A 16,459-nucleotide genomic window follows, 5' to 3' on the forward strand; every position below is an offset into this window, starting at 1 on the left:
CGGGAGGGGCGACGGGTGAGCGCCGGGGCCGGTTGGCCCCGGCCCTGGTAGGCAGCCGGTGACTGCGCGACGAGAACGTGTGGCCCCCACCCGATGAGGTGAATTCGACCTTTTGGGGGACGGCTTCCGATTCACAGGCGTCTAGGCTTCGCCGCCGGATGGCCTGATGGCACACAGCCTGTGAGGAACGGGAGACTGTCGATGAAGATCGTTGCGTTGAGGCTGAGCAATTTTCAGTCGTTCGGCCCCGAGCCGACAACGATCGATCTTGATGACTTGACCTACATTCTCGGCCCGAATGGCTCCGGCAAGACTGCCGCTTTGGAGGCGCTTTCCCGGTTGTTCAGTCCACTGGCCGCGCAGCGTCAAATTCAGCCGGAGGACTTTCACGTGCCGGTCGATCGGTCCGCCAGTGAGGTGCAGGATGCCCAACCGACCCTCTGGCTAGAGGTCGATGTGTTGTGCCCTGAAGCGGGGGCCGGCGGGACACACGCGTCGGTACCGCCGTTCTTCGCGCACATGAGGATCGATACGGCGGACGGGATCCCGCAGATTCGAGTTCGGCTGACGGCACAACTGGCCGCAGACGGAGTCATCGACGAGAAGATCGAGTACGTCCTGCAGGCTGACGCGGCAGGGGTGCCGACCAGCTGCACCCAGATGAGCCGTTTCGACCGCGCGCAGATCGAGGTGTACTACCTTCCAGCCCGCCGTGACCCGGTAGATCACATCGCCTATACAGCGGCCTCGCTGATTGGACGTAGCCTGCGAGCAGCGGACTGGACGAGCGAGCGGGAGGTGCTTGGCGATCTATCTGCACAGATCACCGACACACTGGTCGCCAACGCCGCGGTGGCAGGTATCGGCGTGCACCTGACCAAGCAGTGGCAGAACCTGCACAGCGGCGGCTACTTCCGAGATCCCTCGATTGCCTTCGGGCGTGGCGATCTTGAGGGGGTGTTGCGTCAACTTACGGTGACGTTTTCCCCATCGCACGGCGGGGCATCCCTGCCATTCGACCGGCTCAGTGACGGACAGAAGTCGTTGCTCTACATCTCGCTCGTCCTCTCCTGGCAATCGTTGGTCCGGCGGGTTCTGCGCGGTGAGGAAACTTCCCTGGATCCAGATCGGCTGCGCCCTCCTGTGCACGTCGTGATCGAGATCGAGGAGCCGGAGAACAGCCTCGCACCGCAGTATCTTGGCCGTATCATCCGTCAGGTGCGCGGCGCATGCTCGGCCGGCGACGTCCAGGCGCTGATCGCCACGCACGCGCCGGCTCTGCTAAGACGGGTTGACCCGGACACGATTCGCTTCTTGCGGCTCGACGCCGCCCGGCGGACGACTGTCGAGCGCATCGTTGTTCCGGCGGACGACGTATTGGCCGCGAAGTACGTCCGCGAGGCGGTCCAGGCGTACCCGGAGCTGTACTTTTCCCGCCTTGTCGTGCTGGGCGAAGGCGACAGTGAGCAAGTGGTACTGCCCCGAGTCCTCGCCGCAGCCGGCATCGCCGAAGACGACGCCTCCGTGTCGGTGGTTCCGCTGGGCGGTCGGCACGTCAACCACTTCTGGCGGCTGCTCAACCAACTCCACATCCCGCACGTCACCCTGCTTGACCTGGACAGCGGCCGTTATCACGGCGGCTGGGGCAGGGTACGCAACGCCATGCGGCAGCTCAATGCAGTCCAACCCGATACGTTCGCGGAAGCCCAGATCGACCAGTTGCCGAAGTGGGATGACGACTGCGATTTTCCGCAGCCCGGATGCGGCCCCGACATCGGCGGTGGGCTCGGCCCGATCGATGTGCTGGAGCAGCATGGCGTCTTCTTCTCCCAGCCAGTCGACCTTGACCTCATGATGCTGGCGGCCTATCCGACCGCCTATGCCGTCGACCCTCCCGCAAAACCGGACCCGCAGACCGTCGTGGCCGTGCTTGGAAAGAGCCACAAAAACGAGATCCGCCTTCGCAGCGAGGTCCTTGACCTCTTCGACGAGTATCACCGGAAGTTTGACCTCGGCAGCAAGCCTGCGACACATCTGAGCGCCCTGGCTAGCCTCGACGACCAACACTTGCTCAAAGAATCACCCATGGTGCTTACCAGGATGGTCGAGCATGTGCGCGCGGTCCTGGGCGGCCTGCCGGAATGATCCGCCCCGAGCACTGGCGGCCCGCAGACGGCCTGACGCTGGAACCGAATGCGCTGAAAGCGGCGACAGCGGCCGACCTCAACGCGGTGGTCGCCGCCGGGCCCGGCGCAGGGAAGACGGAGTTGCTTGCCCAGCGCGCAGACTTCCTGCTGCGTACCGGTCAGTGTCCGTACCCGCGCCGCATTCTGGCAGTCTCGTTCAAGGTCGATGCCGCTCGTAATCTGGCCGAACGGGTCCGCCGCCGCTGCGGGCCGACGCTCGCGGACCGGTTCGACAGTTTCACCTTCCACGCCTTCGCCAAGCGCCTCGTTGACAACTTCCGGCCAACGCTGACCGGTGCCAATGCCCTTGATTCGGATTACCGCATCGATCGGCAGGACCGGATTGCCAGCAAACAGATCACGTTCGAAGACTTGGTTCCGCTTGGGCTGGAGATCGTCCAGGCCAACATCTATGCCCGGCGGGGCCTGGACCAGACCTACAGTCACGTCTTTCTCGACGAGTTCCAAGACTGCACAGCGGACCAGTACGAGCTGATCAAAGCGGTCTTCGGGCCGTCGACCGCCATCGTGACCGCTGTCGGCGACACCAAGCAGCGGATCATGCTTTGGGCCGGTGCTCTCGACGGAGTGCTGGAGACCTTCGCCGACGACTTCTCCGCCGTGCGTCTGCCGCTGTATCAGAACTTCCGCTCCGCGCCACGACTGCGGCGCATGCAGAACCGGATGATCGCCCAGATGGACCCCAGTGCCGTCAGCCCTGCGGAGGATCTGGTCGGTGATGATGGCGTCATCGACGTCCTCGGCTTCTCTGACGAGTACCAGGAGTCGCGAACAGTCGGCGATCTTCTTTCCGGATGGCTCGGTCAAGGCGTGCCTCCGGCCGAGATCGCTGTGCTCGTACGCAACCAGCCGCACCTGGTCGCTTCGGTGCTTGGGGACGAACTGCGTGCACGCGGCATCGCCTTCCGCAACGAGCAGGAGAGTCAGGATCTCACCGCAGAGCCGATCGCGGCCCTCGTACTCAATTTCCTTCGAGTAGTCGCTGACGATCGGCAACCCCACGCCTACGCCGACCTGATGAGGATCGTGGCCCGCACGAACGCCTCCGACGACGAGGTCGCACGCTTCGACAGCCAGGTCAAACGAATCATCACCACGGCTCGGATCGCCGTACGGGCTTCAACATTCACCCCCGACGACTCCGCAGGATGGCGGAACCTCGTCATTGGATTCCTGCGTCTGGTGTCCCGGCCGGTGTTGACCGCATTGTCGGCCAGCTACCAGCAGGGCAACCGCCTTGACGACCTTATCGTGCAGACGATGGCTGCTTTCGAACGGGAACTCGCCGTAGACGGCAACGCCGTACTAGCCCTGCGGCGGCTTTCTGAAGCCGACGCCGTGAGAGTCCTAACTATCCACAAGTGCAAGGGCTTAGAATTCGAGAAAGTCGTAGTGCTCGGCGTGGAGACTCAGCTCTTCTGGAGTAAAGATTTGACGACGATCATGTCGGAGTTCTTCGTCGCGATCTCCCGCGCGAAACTGCACCTCGTCCTGACTCACGTCGAGCACCGCGGCCGGCCGAGCGCCGCCACGAGACGATGGGATGAGCGGCGCTCATCCCATCAGACATTGCTCGGCTTCGCAGCTGAGGATTAACCATCCAAGCTGCCGAGCTTGACGGAGCGGAGGACCGAGGGCAGGTCGGCGCGGTAAGGGATCAGGCCGAGGCGCCGGTGGCGGATGGTGGCGGCGAGGGAGATGTCGGCGTGGGCCGGGACACCAGCCGGCTTCTTGACGACGATCGTCAGTTCCTCGTCGCCGATCAGTGGCTGGCCGCTGACGGCGCGGAACCTCCATTCGGGGTCGCTGTCGCGTTCGCCCATGCCGACGAGGAACAGGTCCTCGCGGTTGCCTTGTGGCGCGTACTCAATGGCGGCTTCGGCGACTGTGAGGTTGGCGGTGAGCGCGATCCGCCCGGTACGGGGCACCGTACGTACGCGGTGTTTGGGGCTGATCGACCAGGCGATCGGCTGACGGTCGGCGGGTTCGCCGGGAGCCTGCAGGTTGACGCCGACGGCTGCGTCAACGATCGGGTCGCCGTTGGGGACGGCCCGGAACGAGCAGAACACGCTCAGCATGAGGTAGTCGTTGTCGGCGGCCTGGGCCTCAAGGAATTCGCGCCAGCCCGGGTCGGCGGAGATGGTGCCGGCTTCGAGCGGGCGTACCACCGGTGTGCCGAGCGTGACTCGGCCGCTAATTCGGGGTGCTGCTCCCGGTGACTGCAGGCGGGGTTCCAGCAGGAGGTCGACCTCGTGGATCGAGGTGTCGAGATCAGTCATTGGGCGGCTCCTCGGGGATAGTGGTACGCCAGTTGCCGACGAACGTGAAGGTGCCCCAGTCGCGGTAGGCGGGATGCCTGTCGCGGGTGCGCTGTTGGGCGGCCCGGAACGCCGAACGCCGGTCGGGGTCGACGGCCAGCCGTTCGTAGAGGTGGTGGAAGAATTCAGTGGCCACGGTCGGGTGGACGGGCCAGAGGCAGCCGATGACGGCGGTGGCGCCTGCAGAAAGTAGGGCGGCGGGCAGCCCGCGCAGATTGTCGTTGAGGTCGAAGCGGCCGAGCGCGGATTCGCAGGCGCTCAGGGTGACCAGTTCCACGCCGCGCAGATCGGTGCGCAGGATGTCGTGGGCGAAGACCCGGCCGCCCGAGAGGTACAGGCACTGGAACCAGGGCGCCCATTCGTTGTGGCTGCCGTGCGCGGCGACGTGGACGTACCGTGCCTGGGTCAGGCCGGAGAGGAAGCGTTCGGGTGTAGCCGTGGAGCCGAGTACGGCCTCACCGCCCATCGCTGTGGCGACCTGGGCGGCGTGGCTCTCCAGGGCGTCCTCGACAGGTAGGCCGTGAGCGGTGCCGCCGCTACCTGAAGCGAACGCGACGAAGCCGCGCCGAACTGACGGTGGCTGTTCGCGGAGCATTTCGGGACTGGCGATCTGCGTGACGGTCCAGTCGTCGGCGGCCGGTCCTGTTCCGCTGGTGAGCAGGTGGAAGGGGACGTAGTGCAGCGGTCCGTCGGCCCAGACACACAGGTGACGGCGGCCTTCGGCGTGCCACTGGGGCATGCGGTCGGCGAAACCGGCGAGATAGGAGTCGGGTCGTTCGGACAGGTGCTGCTGGGCGTCGCGGCTGACGGCCCGGTGCAGCGGGTCGGCGGTGACACTGTTGCGTAGTTGCGCCACTCGGATGCCGAAGGGGGACAGGGCCAGGTGGTGGCTGCCGCGGTAGAGCCGGATCAGGCTGCCACCAGCGTCCGGGATCAGCAACGTGCGGTATTCGACGGCATCGCGGGTGACCGCCATGGCGTGCAGCGCGCCGGATGGATCGCCAGACGGTTTGCGGGCTTCACCGAGCATCAGTGACACGAACACCGTCTCCGGTGGCAGCATCGACTGCAGCTCGTCGAGGGGGATCGGTGGTGGTTGCCATGAACTGCGGGCGGAGGAGAGTTCTGCGCTGATCCGGCGGTCGGCCGCACGTTGCCGGTTGCGGGCCACCGCGTCAGGGCCGGTCTCGGTCTCGGCTTCACCGGATCCGGCGTACAAGGTCATGACCGTTTCTGCTCCGCCTGGCAGGTCGATGTCGGGCAGGCTTTGCTCGACTGGCATTTCCCGAAGTTCCCGCAGCAGACGTGGGCTGGCAGTGAACGGCCCGGGGGAATGCAGTGCCGAGGCCAGCCAGCGGCCTTTGGCGGCCTGGTGCAGCATGATCACGGCGTTGACGTCGACCTGACGGTCGGCGAGATGAAACAAGATCCGCTGGTAGAACTCGAACAGTGCCCAGGCCACAGGCTCACCTGGGGTACCGCTGAGGCCCGCGGCTGCCCACAGCAGCACGATTGCGGCCGAGCTGGTCTGATCGTTGTCGCAAAGGGTCATCTGAAGCCGCCCGGCGTCGAGGCTCGCGAGCGCCAGGTCGTGCTGGCGGCAGAGCGCGTACCGCAACGCGGCGGCACCGAATCGGCGGGCCGACTCCGGGTGCGTGCCGTCGTCGGCGGAGCGGGTGGCCAGATCGTAGGTGAGTCCGGCTTCGAGGTAGTCGATGGCGTCGCCGTGCCATCGCCACAGCTCAGGCGCTTCCTGGTGTGCCTCGGACAGCAGATCGAGAGCGTTGGCGATGAGTTCCGGTGTTGCGCCGAAGGCGGTGTGCGCGGCGAGGTGAATAAACGTAGCGGCCAGCTCAGGCCCAGCTGCCACCGCCCGCACCTGGTCGACCAAGTCGGCGTCGACTCGTAGGTCCGGCGAGCAGGGCAGGACGCCGTCCGCGAGCAGGTGCACCTCGCTGCGCCACCGGACCCGTCGCTGCGCGTCACTCGCCAGTACGGGCAGGTGGTCGTCGGCAGCGGCGAGTAGCTCGGCCTCCAAATCGGGGCGCATCGCCTCACCGGCGAGCGTGAGCGCCTCGGCAAAGACCGACGACGCCTCTGGTATGCCGTACCGGTCCCGCACCGTGGCCAGGGGCATCGCCAACAGCGAGTTCAGGTCGGGGGGCAGGGCGATCTCGCCGAATCGATACAGCACGCGAAGTACGTAAAGGAAACTGAGCTGGTCACGGGTTGGGTCCAGCAGGTCGAACGCCGTCCGGCACCCCGCCAGTGCCTCATCGTCGGCGGACTCCTGGCGCATCCCGGCTCGAAACGAATACGCCTCGACGAGCGCCTTGAGAATCCGGCCGCGGTCATGGCCGACGGCCAGGTCGGCTGCCTGCCGCAGATATTCGACGGCGCGGTCGGCGGCGACGTCAGGAGGTGGCAAGGGTGTCGGGTCACCCTCGGGGTGGGCGGTCAGCCGGCGCTGATGCCGAGCCAGCCACAATTGGTGGGCGCCATCGAACGTCAGCCCGGACATTGTTCCTAGATACGGGGTCAGGTAGAGCAGGCCCGCGGCGAACAGGGTGCCGGCGCGCTCGGCGGGCTCGTCGACGAGCATCGTGAGCTGCCTGGTCGCCACGGCGTGCGCGGCGGCGAGACGATCGGCGTCCGGGTCGTCGAGCAAGCTGTGTCTCACCGCTTCGACGTAGGCGTCGGCGGCCGTCCACCACGGGCTGTCGCGGGTGGCTCCCCAACGATGTTCCGCCGCGTCCATGGCGAGCCGTGCCACCTCCACGTTCGCCACGGATGTGTGGACGGCTAGGTCAATCGCCGTGGCGGATAGCGGGAACGACGGATCGGCGGCGTGCCGGGTCGCCTCCTGGTGTGACAACACTCGGGTCCGGACGTGATCGGCGAGCTGCAGCAACGCGACAGCCTGCCGACGCTCCTCGCCATCCGCTGCGAGCGGGTGCTCCTCAACGGGAACAGATCCGGCGCGGACCTTCTCCTCGATTCGCAGAGCCATGACTCGCTGCAGATACGGCAGAACCGACGTGTCGCCGTCGGCGGCTCGGCGCAGCCAGCCGACGGCTTCCGTCAACAGCACCGACGCCTGCTCTCCGAAGTGTAGGGCGAGCTGGCCCTGCCTCCCGAGTGCCGCCCCGAGTCCCTGGCAGGCGTGGGTGTACGAAGCCGAACCGGCGTCGAACCGATCGAGGGCGGCACGGTAGGCCGAGACGGCGTTCGTGAGATCGATGGAATCCCGGACAATGTCGAACCGGACCAGATGGGCGTCGCCGAGAAGGCTGTCACGGAAGCCGGCGTCGCTGGGCTCGTCGAGGTTCTGCAACTGCTCGATGACCGTCGCGACAGCAGCCGGATCGCTGGCCTCTTTCGCATCAACGAGCAGATCCTTGGCGCGGTCCAGTGGGTCTTGCCAGGGATCGTGGCCGGTCTCGCGGATGAGGTACGGCCACAGATCACGTGGCACCCGGCGGTGATCGACCATGAACAGCAGTTCGTAGGTGGCGAGAGCACCAGCGAACTCAACCTCCGCCCGACCCTCCGGGTCCTCGCCCGGACGATCGTGCGTAGCGGTTGTGGACTGCCAGACCAGACCACGCGTCCATTGGTATGCCGCGACAGCATGCAGGGCATCAGCGTCGACGTCCTCGCGGCCGGTTATCTCGTGGGTCGCCAGCCGGAGAAGCTCAGCTGCAGCATCCAGACCGCCGTCGGAGAGAAGCGGCTCCGGGGAGCCGGTTGTATGAAAGTGACGGACCCGGGTCACGAGATCAGCGATCAGCGCGTCCCGCACTCCACACCACCTCCACTGACCCGCCCTGGGCGAGTCTAAGCACAACACTCAAGCGTGGCGTTTCGTTCGACGGCGGATGAGGGCTGTTGGGTCTCGTTGGCTCAACGTGTCAGACCCTGTCGATATCGTGGCGGCCTCGCCGCTGGTTGGTGCCCAGCCATAGTCAGTGAGCGTTCTCAGATGGCTTCGGTATGGTGTGGAGGTCTTGTGAAACAGTGGTTGATGGTGGCCGAAGGTGGCCCGGCTGCCTACGAAAGTCCACACCATCGAGTCACCCGTGGATGGGAGACGTCCTACTGCCGTAGCCGCGACGAACACGACGTGGCGGAGGTCGCGGAAGGCGACGGGATCGCATTGATCCGGGTAGGCCGTTATGGAGGTGTTGTTGCGCACGGCCGTGCTACCTCGGTGATCGCAGAGCATCACCGCGATGGAGGAAAGCGGCTGGGATGCCAACCGCGCGAGATCACGGTCCGGTTCGACAAGACCTACCTCAGCGCACCGGTGCCGATGCGCCTGCTGTCGGACATCGGCGGGCTGACAAAAGCCCGGTACGTTCGGGCTGCTCGCTACATGCCGGCGGCACCGCTTGAGATCACTGTTGAGACGTGGGAGTCATTGCTGCGGGGAACGCAGGCTCCGGGCCCGTATGAATGGCCGATGGGCTGGGATCTCGACGCCGGCACCATCGTCGGGCGCGGAGATGTGCACGACGTTTATGGCGGTCAACGGCAGGGGAGCATCGGGCGCAGCGGCACCACCCCCAACACATTTCTGTTCCTTGGGGCCGGAAGCCACGGCGTGCCGTTTACCCACCGTTGGGCCGACGACGGTGCGCTGGTGCTTGTCGGCAAGCCGGAAGATATTGGTCGCGGCGAGCCGCCCGCAACTCCTGCGGGTTTCGAAAACCGGCTCGTTCTGCGGCACCTGCGCTCGGGGCTTCCTCTGCGAGTCTTTCAAAGCAACGGCAGGAAATCGGTCACCTACCTCGGTGAGGTGATCATTGATCAGGAGCACCCGGTCGAAGGCTGGATCGAGGCGGCAGCCCCGCCTCAGCCGCCCTCGTTGCCGCCGCCCTATACGGACCCGGGTAATCCGCCCACGGCTCGGCAGTTCAGAGCGCCGTTGCTGCGCGTACACCCGGTTACCTCGCTCACCCCGTTCGTGTCAGCGGAGCAGCAACCGCGGAGTCAACGTCAGAGACTACGGCTGAGGGTGATTCGGTCGGCCAGCGAGCCGGTATCGGGTCCCGCAACGCGGTCGGTGTCAGACTCCGAGCTTTACCGGCAGGCCGCCGATCGGTTACGGGAAGCGCCAGCCGGGGCAGCACCAGAACTGGCGGACGTCGCCGAGTTCGCTGAACTGGTGATCCGGCGGGGTCGGGCCGCCGGGCTGGCCGAGCTACGACGTCTTGTCCTCGATCCCGGCACCCGAGAGCCAGCCATTCAGCGCATCCTTGAGCAGCACTCCTGGGTGTTCGGAGGCGAATTCATGGGTGTCGCCGCTCGGCGAGCGCTGTCGTTGAGCGATCAGCTCGACATCCCACTTATCCGCGGCGACGGCACCCTTCATGGTGTCGAGATCAAACGCGCGTGCATCGCGAAACTTGTCGTTGCTCATCGGGGCCGAGCCGTCGTCGGTGAACCAGTCCACGAGGCTGTCGTCCAAGCCATGAACTACCTTCGTGGCTTGGACGAGCAGCGCCACACCGTTCTCAACGAGTACGGTGTCGACGCCCGCCGAGCGTCGATGACTGTCGTCATCGGCGCCCCTGCGTTCGTTCGCGAGCAGTTCACCCGGCAGGAGATCGCCGAGGCAATCCGCACCTACAACTCCCATCTGAGCCGGGTCAAAGTGGTCACCTATCCCGAGCTGCTTGCAGCCGCAGAAAGGATGCTGCAGCTTGCTGCGCCCCCGCAGGCCCGCCGGTGATCGGATCGTTGGTCCGAATCTCCGACCCAGAATTCCATCGGATCCAGTGAATGTTCTTGCGTTTGCGGGTACGACTGAGACCTCGACTGGGTTTCAGCACACTATTCGGTGACGTCCCCGCCGCAGCACCTATGCGTTGCGCTGGTCGCGCCAGGTGAGAAACTCACGGAGTTCGGTGAGGTCGGGGGTGGGGCCGCCGGTGTGGATGGTGAACAGGCGGGCGCCCAGCTCGTACATCTTGTCGCGGTCTTCGGTCTTGCCCATCACGGAGATCTCGATCTCGGAGGGGTCGCGGCTGATGTCGGCGCAGTGCTGCCCGAGGACGCCGAGTTTGCGTTCCAGGGTTTCCGAGTCGGAGAAGCTGTGCCAGATGTTCGCGTGCTTGGCCGTGAGGCGGAGCGTCTTCTTCTCGCCTCCCTGCCGATCAGGACGGGGATGTCGCGGGTCGGCTTCGGGTTCAACTTCTCCCAGCGGGATTCGATGCGGGGGAGTGCGGTCGCTGGCGCTGCAGTCGAAGTCCGATGCGGACCGGCCTGTCGATCATAGGAAGCAGGTTACGTGCCGATACCGCCCCGGATCGGCTTGATGGTGACGAATCACTGGGCGGCGGCCGCCGGGATGCCGGGTGCGGGGCGGATCAGTGGACGTCGGAGGTGGCGGATCACCGGGTGGGGGCCGCCGGGTGCGGGGCGGATCAGTGGACGCCGGAGGTGGCGGATCACCGGGTGGCGGCCGGCGGGATGCCGGGTGCGGGGCGGATCAGCGGACGCCGGAGGTGGCGGATCACCCGGCGGCACCCGCCGGGATGCCGGGTGCGGGGCGGATCGCCCGGGCGCCGAGGGTGACGGTGAGCGCGGCCAGCGCGCCGAGGAACAGCCGGTCCTGGAGCGTGTCGGCGTTGGCGATCAGGCCGAACACGGTGTGCCCGGTGAGCGCGCCGAAGCAGGCGGCGAGCCGGTGGGCGGCGGTCCAGGTCGGTGCGGCACGCCACCGGCGCAGGGCGCGGGCGATCAGGAGCACGATGACCGCGGCGCCGGCCATCGGGAGCAGCACCCAGGTGCCGTGGGTGAAGAACGGCTGGCGGGCGCCGGCGAACGGGAAGATCAGGGCCAGGAAGCCGAGGGCGGCGGCACCGGTCCACCCGGCGATCACGGCGGGGGCCGGCGCGGCGGCCGCGGCGGGGACGGGGGCCGGTGCGGCGGCCGCGGCGGGGGCGGGGCCGCGGCGGGCGGGCTTACGGCGTACACCATAGGCGGCGGCGGCGAGCAACGCCGCGACCGTGAGAAAAAGGACCGCCGGGAGCAGTGGCACCTGGTAGCCGGGATCCATGGTGGGCGGCACCGCGATCCGGAGCAGGCCGGCGCCGAGCGCCGCGACGACCGCGGTGCTGATCAACCCGCCCCGTCGCAGATAGGGCCGGTCACCGTGAGTGCGGAAGAGATGCTCGGTCAGGGTGATCGGGATCAGCACGCTGAACACCGGATGATAGATCAGGTTCAATTCTGCGTACGCCGTGTTCAGTCCCAGGAGGCGAGGCGCCCAGTCCGCCGCGTGATACAGGTGCGGGCTGGTCAGGCCCTGCAGGGCGAGACCCTCCTCGAGGATGCCGTAGGCCAGGCCGAGCAGCAGCAGGCCGGCCGTTCCGCCGCCGAGACGCCGGGTGGTCTCGCGGATGAGCAGCGCCCCGGCGCCGTAGATCGGGATGAAGATCGGAAAGTAGATCAGGTCACGCAGCGCCACATTGCCCATGGTCAGCTCGGCGACGACCGGGGTGAGCAGGATCAGGGTCCAGGCGGCGCGACCGTTGCGGGGGCGCGGGTCGGGCGGGACCGGGGCGTCGAAGGCGGACCGGACGGTCCGCAGGTTGACCGTGATGACGAGGGCGGCGAGCACCACCAACTGGCCGATCTGGATCGCGCGGAGCCAGGCCGGATACGCGGCGCTGACCAGCAGCCAGCAGACACCCGCCAGGCCGGCGGCGGAGACGATCCGAACGCGGCGCAGGGCCCGCGGATCGCCACGGAGCAGTTGGCGTACGAAGCGGGCGTACAGGATCGCGACGACGAACACGGTCAGCGGCCGGGTCCACAACGTGCGGGACAGGGCAGCCGGATCGGCGTGCGGCTGGTGGGCGCGCTGGTAGCCGAGGATCGGGGCGTGCAGCAGCAGGGTCAGCACCGCGCCGAGCAGGCTGATCGCGAGGCCGGTCAGGAGCAGCGCGGCAACCGTCTTCTTCGTCATGCCCCGACGGTAGGAATGTCCGGGCCGTCGATCCTCCGGCGCGAGACGGGTCTCCGGTCTCCTCCTTCAGGATGAGCGCGGGCGCACCACACCCAGGTCGTAGGCCAGGACGACCGCCTGAACCCGGTCGCGGACATCGAGTTTGCGCAGCACCGCCGAGACGTGCGTCTTGACGGTGGCCTCCGTGACGGTCAGCCGGGTGGCGATCTCGGCGTTCGAGGCGCCGCGGCCCAACAGCTCCAGGACCTCCCGTTCCCGGGCGGTGAGCCGGTCCAGCCGGACGTCGGCGCCGGGCGGCGTCATGTCGGCGGCGACGAAACGGTCCAGCAGGCGGCGGGTCGCGGTGGGCGCCAGCAGCGCCTCCCCGCGGGCGACCACCCGGATCGCCTCGGCCAGATCGCCCGGGCGGACGTCCTTGAGCAGGAAGCCGCTGGCCCCGGCGCGCAGGGCGGCGTAGAGGGACTCGTCCAGGTCGTACGTGGTCAGCATGATCACCCGCGGGGCGTCCGGGAGGGCGGTGAGCCGGGCGGTGGCGGCCAGGCCGTCCATGCCGGGCATCCGGACGTCCATCAGCACGACGTCCGGACGGGTCTGGGCGGCGAGGCGGAGGGCCTGCTCGCCGTCGCCGGCCTCGCCCACCACCTGAAGGTCGTCGCGGGCTTCGATGATCATGCGGAAACCGACGCGGACCAGTGCCTGGTCGTCGACGATCAGGACCCGGACGGTCATCCGGCGGCCTCCCGTTCCGGGCTCTTCATGCGGCGGCCGGCCGGCCTCCGGTGGGGGCCTGTCGGGGCGGTTCCGGCCTTTTCGACGAGGATCTTCACGACCTCCGCGCGGGCTGTCATGCGGTGGCCTGCCAGGGGAGGCGGGCGGTGACGAGGAAGCCGCCGCCGGGGCGCGGGGCCGCGGTGAGGGTGCCGCCGGTCAGCACGGCGCGTTCCCGCATCCCGCGGATGCCGTTGCCGGCCGTGACCGGCCCGGTAGCGGACCCGTTGTCGGACACCTCCACCTCGACCTCGGCCGGACCGATCCTGATCAGCACGCCGGCCTCCGTCGCTCCGGCGTGCCGCACCGTGTTGGTCAGAGCCTCCTGCACGATCCGGTAGGCGCACAGCTGCACCCCCGCCGGCGGCTCCCCGTCCCCCTCGCGACGCAGAGCGACCGTGAGCCCGCCGGTGCCCATCGTGGACACCAGCCGTTCGACCCCGGCCAGCGACGGCTGGGGCGGGGCGTCGTGCGGCTCGGCGTCGCCGTCCCGGACGGTGCGCAGGAAGGTGCGCAGCTCGGCGAGCGCCTCCCGGCCGGCCGCCTCGGTGCGGCGGATCGCCGCCCGGGCCTGCGCCGGGTTCAGGTCGAAGACGTCGTCGGCGGCCGCGGCCTGCACCACCATCACCGACACCGTGTGCGACAGCACGTCGTGCAGCTCCCGGGCGATTCGGCCGCGTTCCTCCAGCACGGCCCGGCGGCGTTCGGCCTCGTGCCGGGCGGACCGGGCCCGGCCCAGCGCACCCCAGCTCCAGGCCAGCAGCGAGGCGCCGATCCAGCCGGCGACGAGCGGCCAGCGGCCCTGGGCGGCGGCCGGGGTGCCGACCGCGACGATCGTCCCGGTCAGCGCCCACAGGCTCTCCGGGGCCGGTCGGGCCCAGGCGTAGGTGGAGAGCACCACGAAGGCCAGGCCCGGCCCGAGGCCGGGGATGACGAACGAGAGGGCCGTGCCGGCGACCAGGATGCCGGCGGTGGCCAGGCGGGGCGCGCGGTCCAGCCGTCGCAGCGCGACGATCTGGGCGGCGGCCAGCGCGATCGCGGTGGCCCGGCCGACCGGGCCACCGGCCGCGGGCAGCCAGAGGGCGGGCGCGAGCAGGCCGGCGGCGACCAGGAGCAGCGCTCGGCGCCACCGCGGCGACAGCGTGGCCTGGTAACCGTCCATGCGGCGACTGTATCGGTCAGGAACACGCCTAGCCTCCTAGGATGCTATAGCGGCGGTGGCGTCGGACTCGCGGGTGCCGGAACTCCCATGGGGTGAAGCGGGGTGGACAATGCGGCCGGATGCGGAGCAGCGTCAGATCATGGCTGACTACCGGCAGACGTACGAGCGCAGCATCACCGACCCCGAGGCGTTCTGGCGCGCCGCCGCCGCCGGCATCACCTGGTCCGTCGCGCCCACCCGGATCCTGGACGACAGTGAGGCGCCGATCTTCCGCTGGTTTCCCGACGCCGAGCTGAACACCTGCCACAACGCCCTGGATCGGCACGTCGAGGCCGGTCACGGGGACCGCACCGCGCTGATCTACGACAGTCCGGTCACCGGCACCGTCCGCACCTACAGCTATGCCGGGCTGCGTGCCGAGGTCGCCCTGTTCGCCGGGGCGCTGCGCCGGCTGGGGGTGGAGCGCGGCGACCGGGTGGTGATCTACATGGCGACGGTTCCGGAGACGGTGATCGCGATGCTGGCCTGTGCCCGGCTGGGCGCCGTGCACTCGGTGGTGTTCGGTGGGTTCGGGGCGGGTGAGCTGGCCGCCCGGATCGACGACGCCCGGCCGAAGGTGATCGTCGCGACGTCGTGCGGGATCGAGGCCGGCCGGGTGGTGCCGTATCAGCCGATGCTCGACGCGGCGCTGCGCGCGGCCTCCCACCAACCGGGCCGCTGTGTGTGGCTGCAGCGGCCCGAGCAGCCCGCCCCGCTGCTCGAGGAGCGGGATCTGACCTGGGCGGAGGCGGTCGCCGACGCGGTGCCGGCGGAGTGTGTCCCGGTCCGGGCGACCGACCCGCTCTACATCCTTTACACCTCGGGCACCACCGGCCGGCCCAAGGGTGTGGTGCGGGACAACGGCGGGCACGCGGTGGCGCTGCACTGGTCGATGGAGCACATCTTCGACGTGCGGCCGGGCGAGGTGTTCTGGGCGGCCTCCGACGTGGGCTGGGTGGTCGGCCACTCGTACATCGTCTATGCGCCGTTGCTGGCCGGCGCGGCGACGGTGCTCTACGAGGGCAAGCCGGTCGGCACCCCGGACGCCGGGGCGTTCTGGCGGGTGGCCGCCGAGCACCGGGTGGTCTGCCTGTTCACCGCGCCGACCGCGGTGCGCGCGATCCGCAAGGAGGATCCGGACGGCAAACACCTGTCCGGGTACGACCTGGGCGCCCTGCGACTGCTGTTCCTGGCCGGGGAGCGGCTCGATCCGCAGACCTACCGGTGGGCCGGTGACCTGCTCGGGGTCCCGGTGGTGGACAACTGGTGGCAGACCGAGACGGGTTGGCCGATCGCGGCGAGCCCGCGCGGGATCGAGGCGTTGCCGACCAGGCCGGGGTCGCCGTCGCTGCCGATGCCGGGGTATCGGGTGCGGGTGGTGGACGCCTCCGGCAACGATCTGCCGCCCGGGGCGGAGGGCGCGATCGTGATCGGGTTGCCGCTGCCGCCGGGCTGTCTGCCGACGCTGTGGCAGGACGACGAGCGGTATGTCCGGTCGTATCTGTCGGCGTTCCAGGGAAACTTCTCGACCGGCGACGGCGGCCGGTTCGACGAGGACGGTTACCTGTACGTGCTGGGCCGCACCGACGATGTGATCAACGTGGCCGGGCACCGGCTGTCGACGGGTGCGATGGAGGAGGTGCTGGCCGGGCATCCGGCGGTGGCCGAGTGCGCGGTGATCGGCGTGCACGATCCGGTGCGGGGGCAGGTGCCGCGGGCGTTCGTGGTGCTCAAGTCCGGGGCGTCGGCGGACGGTGTGGCGGCGGAGTTGATCGCCCTGGTGCGTGGACGGATCGGTCCGGTGGCCGCGCTGCGCCGGGTGGACGTGGTCGCGGCGTTGCCGAAGACCCGGTCCGGGAAGATTCTGCGCGGCACCATGCGGGGGATCGCGGACGGCGCCGAGCCCGCGGTCCCCTCGACGATCGAGGATCCCGCGGTGCTCGACGCCCTGCGCCCGCTACTGCGGTGACGGCGCGGTGACCGGCGAGGG

At 68.5% G+C, this 16,459-nt stretch carries 10 protein-coding genes; 4 read left to right on the forward strand and 6 right to left on the reverse strand.

What is annotated here, in order from left to right:
• Positions 1-201: 201 nt before the first annotated feature.
• Positions 202-2,145 (forward strand): TOPRIM nucleotidyl transferase/hydrolase domain-containing protein, encoded by a 1,944-nt coding sequence (locus ACSP50_RS12070; protein ID WP_014689472.1) that lies wholly within the window; start codon positions 202-204, stop codon positions 2,143-2,145.
• Positions 2,142-3,803: an ATP-dependent helicase gene (locus tag ACSP50_RS12075; RefSeq protein WP_014689473.1), complete on the forward strand. Its 1,662-nt coding sequence runs from the start codon at positions 2,142-2,144 to the stop codon at positions 3,801-3,803. The genes ACSP50_RS12070 and ACSP50_RS12075 overlap by 4 nt, the downstream gene beginning before the upstream one ends.
• Here ACSP50_RS12075 and ACSP50_RS12080 read toward each other — a convergent pair.
• Together ACSP50_RS12080 and ACSP50_RS12085 are read right to left on the reverse strand one after the other, a co-directional pair.
• Positions 3,800-4,486, reverse strand: coding sequence for a hypothetical protein (locus ACSP50_RS12080; protein ID WP_014689474.1), 687 nt, complete (start codon positions 4,484-4,486; stop codon positions 3,800-3,802). The two genes, ACSP50_RS12075 and ACSP50_RS12080, sit on opposite strands and share 4 nt — an antisense overlap.
• Positions 4,479-8,327, reverse strand: a complete 3,849-nt coding sequence (locus ACSP50_RS12085; protein ID WP_014689475.1) for a CHAT domain-containing protein — start codon at positions 8,325-8,327, stop codon at positions 4,479-4,481. Before ACSP50_RS12085 ends, ACSP50_RS12080 begins: the two co-directional genes overlap by 8 nt.
• Positions 8,328-8,534: 207 nt before the next feature.
• Between ACSP50_RS12085 and ACSP50_RS12090 the strand changes: the two genes are divergently transcribed.
• Positions 8,535-10,259, forward strand: coding sequence for a Shedu anti-phage system protein SduA domain-containing protein (locus ACSP50_RS12090; protein ID WP_157432775.1), 1,725 nt, complete (start codon positions 8,535-8,537; stop codon positions 10,257-10,259).
• Positions 10,260-10,388: 129 nt separating this feature from the next.
• On the opposite strand, the gene ACSP50_RS44595 is transcribed toward ACSP50_RS12090, so the two are convergent.
• From ACSP50_RS44595 to ACSP50_RS12110, 4 genes are all read right to left on the reverse strand, one after another.
• Positions 10,389-10,523: a hypothetical protein gene (locus ACSP50_RS44595; RefSeq protein WP_014689478.1), complete on the reverse strand. Its 135-nt coding sequence runs from the start codon at positions 10,521-10,523 to the stop codon at positions 10,389-10,391.
• 519 nt (positions 10,524-11,042) lie between these two features.
• Complete coding sequence (locus tag ACSP50_RS12100) at positions 11,043-12,500, reverse strand: hypothetical protein (protein ID WP_014689479.1); 1,458 nt, start codon at positions 12,498-12,500, stop codon at positions 11,043-11,045.
• A gap of 66 nt (positions 12,501-12,566) precedes the next feature.
• A complete protein-coding gene (locus ACSP50_RS12105) occupies positions 12,567-13,229 on the reverse strand; it encodes a response regulator transcription factor (RefSeq protein WP_014689480.1) in 663 nt (220 codons plus the stop codon).
• A 115-nt stretch (positions 13,230-13,344) separates the two neighbouring features.
• Positions 13,345-14,430 (reverse strand): sensor histidine kinase, encoded by a 1,086-nt coding sequence (locus tag ACSP50_RS12110; protein WP_014689482.1) that lies wholly within the window; start codon positions 14,428-14,430, stop codon positions 13,345-13,347.
• 139 nt (positions 14,431-14,569) lie between these two features.
• On the opposite strand from ACSP50_RS12110, the gene ACSP50_RS12115 reads away from it, so the two are divergent.
• Positions 14,570-16,438, forward strand: a complete 1,869-nt coding sequence (locus ACSP50_RS12115) for a propionyl-CoA synthetase (protein WP_014689483.1) — start codon at positions 14,570-14,572, stop codon at positions 16,436-16,438.
• Positions 16,439-16,459: the final 21 nt, after the last annotated feature.

Origin of the sequence: Actinoplanes sp. SE50/110, assembly GCF_900119315.1 — a bacterium.
In the GTDB taxonomy this organism is placed as follows: Bacteria; Actinomycetota; Actinomycetes; order Mycobacteriales; family Micromonosporaceae; genus Actinoplanes.

Excerpts from the sequence above, each read along its gene's own strand:
- ACSP50_RS12070 (WP_014689472.1), top strand. The coding sequence starts at position 202 with ATGAAGATCGTTGCGTTGAGGCTGAGCAATTTTCAGTCGTTCGGCCCC.
- ACSP50_RS12075 (WP_014689473.1), top strand. The coding sequence starts at position 2,142 with ATGATCCGCCCCGAGCACTGGCGGCCCGCAGACGGCCTGACGCTGGAA.
- ACSP50_RS12080 (WP_014689474.1), bottom strand. The coding sequence starts at position 4,486 with ATGACTGATCTCGACACCTCGATCCACGAGGTCGACCTCCTGCTGGAA.
- ACSP50_RS44595 (WP_014689478.1), bottom strand. The coding sequence starts at position 10,523 with ATGGGCAAGACCGAAGACCGCGACAAGATGTACGAGCTGGGCGCCCGC.
- ACSP50_RS12100 (WP_014689479.1), bottom strand. The coding sequence starts at position 12,500 with ATGACGAAGAAGACGGTTGCCGCGCTGCTCCTGACCGGCCTCGCGATC.
- ACSP50_RS12105 (WP_014689480.1), bottom strand. The coding sequence starts at position 13,229 with ATGACCGTCCGGGTCCTGATCGTCGACGACCAGGCACTGGTCCGCGTC.
- ACSP50_RS12110 (WP_014689482.1), bottom strand. The coding sequence starts at position 14,430 with ATGGACGGTTACCAGGCCACGCTGTCGCCGCGGTGGCGCCGAGCGCTG.
- ACSP50_RS12115 (WP_014689483.1), top strand. The coding sequence starts at position 14,570 with ATGGCTGACTACCGGCAGACGTACGAGCGCAGCATCACCGACCCCGAG.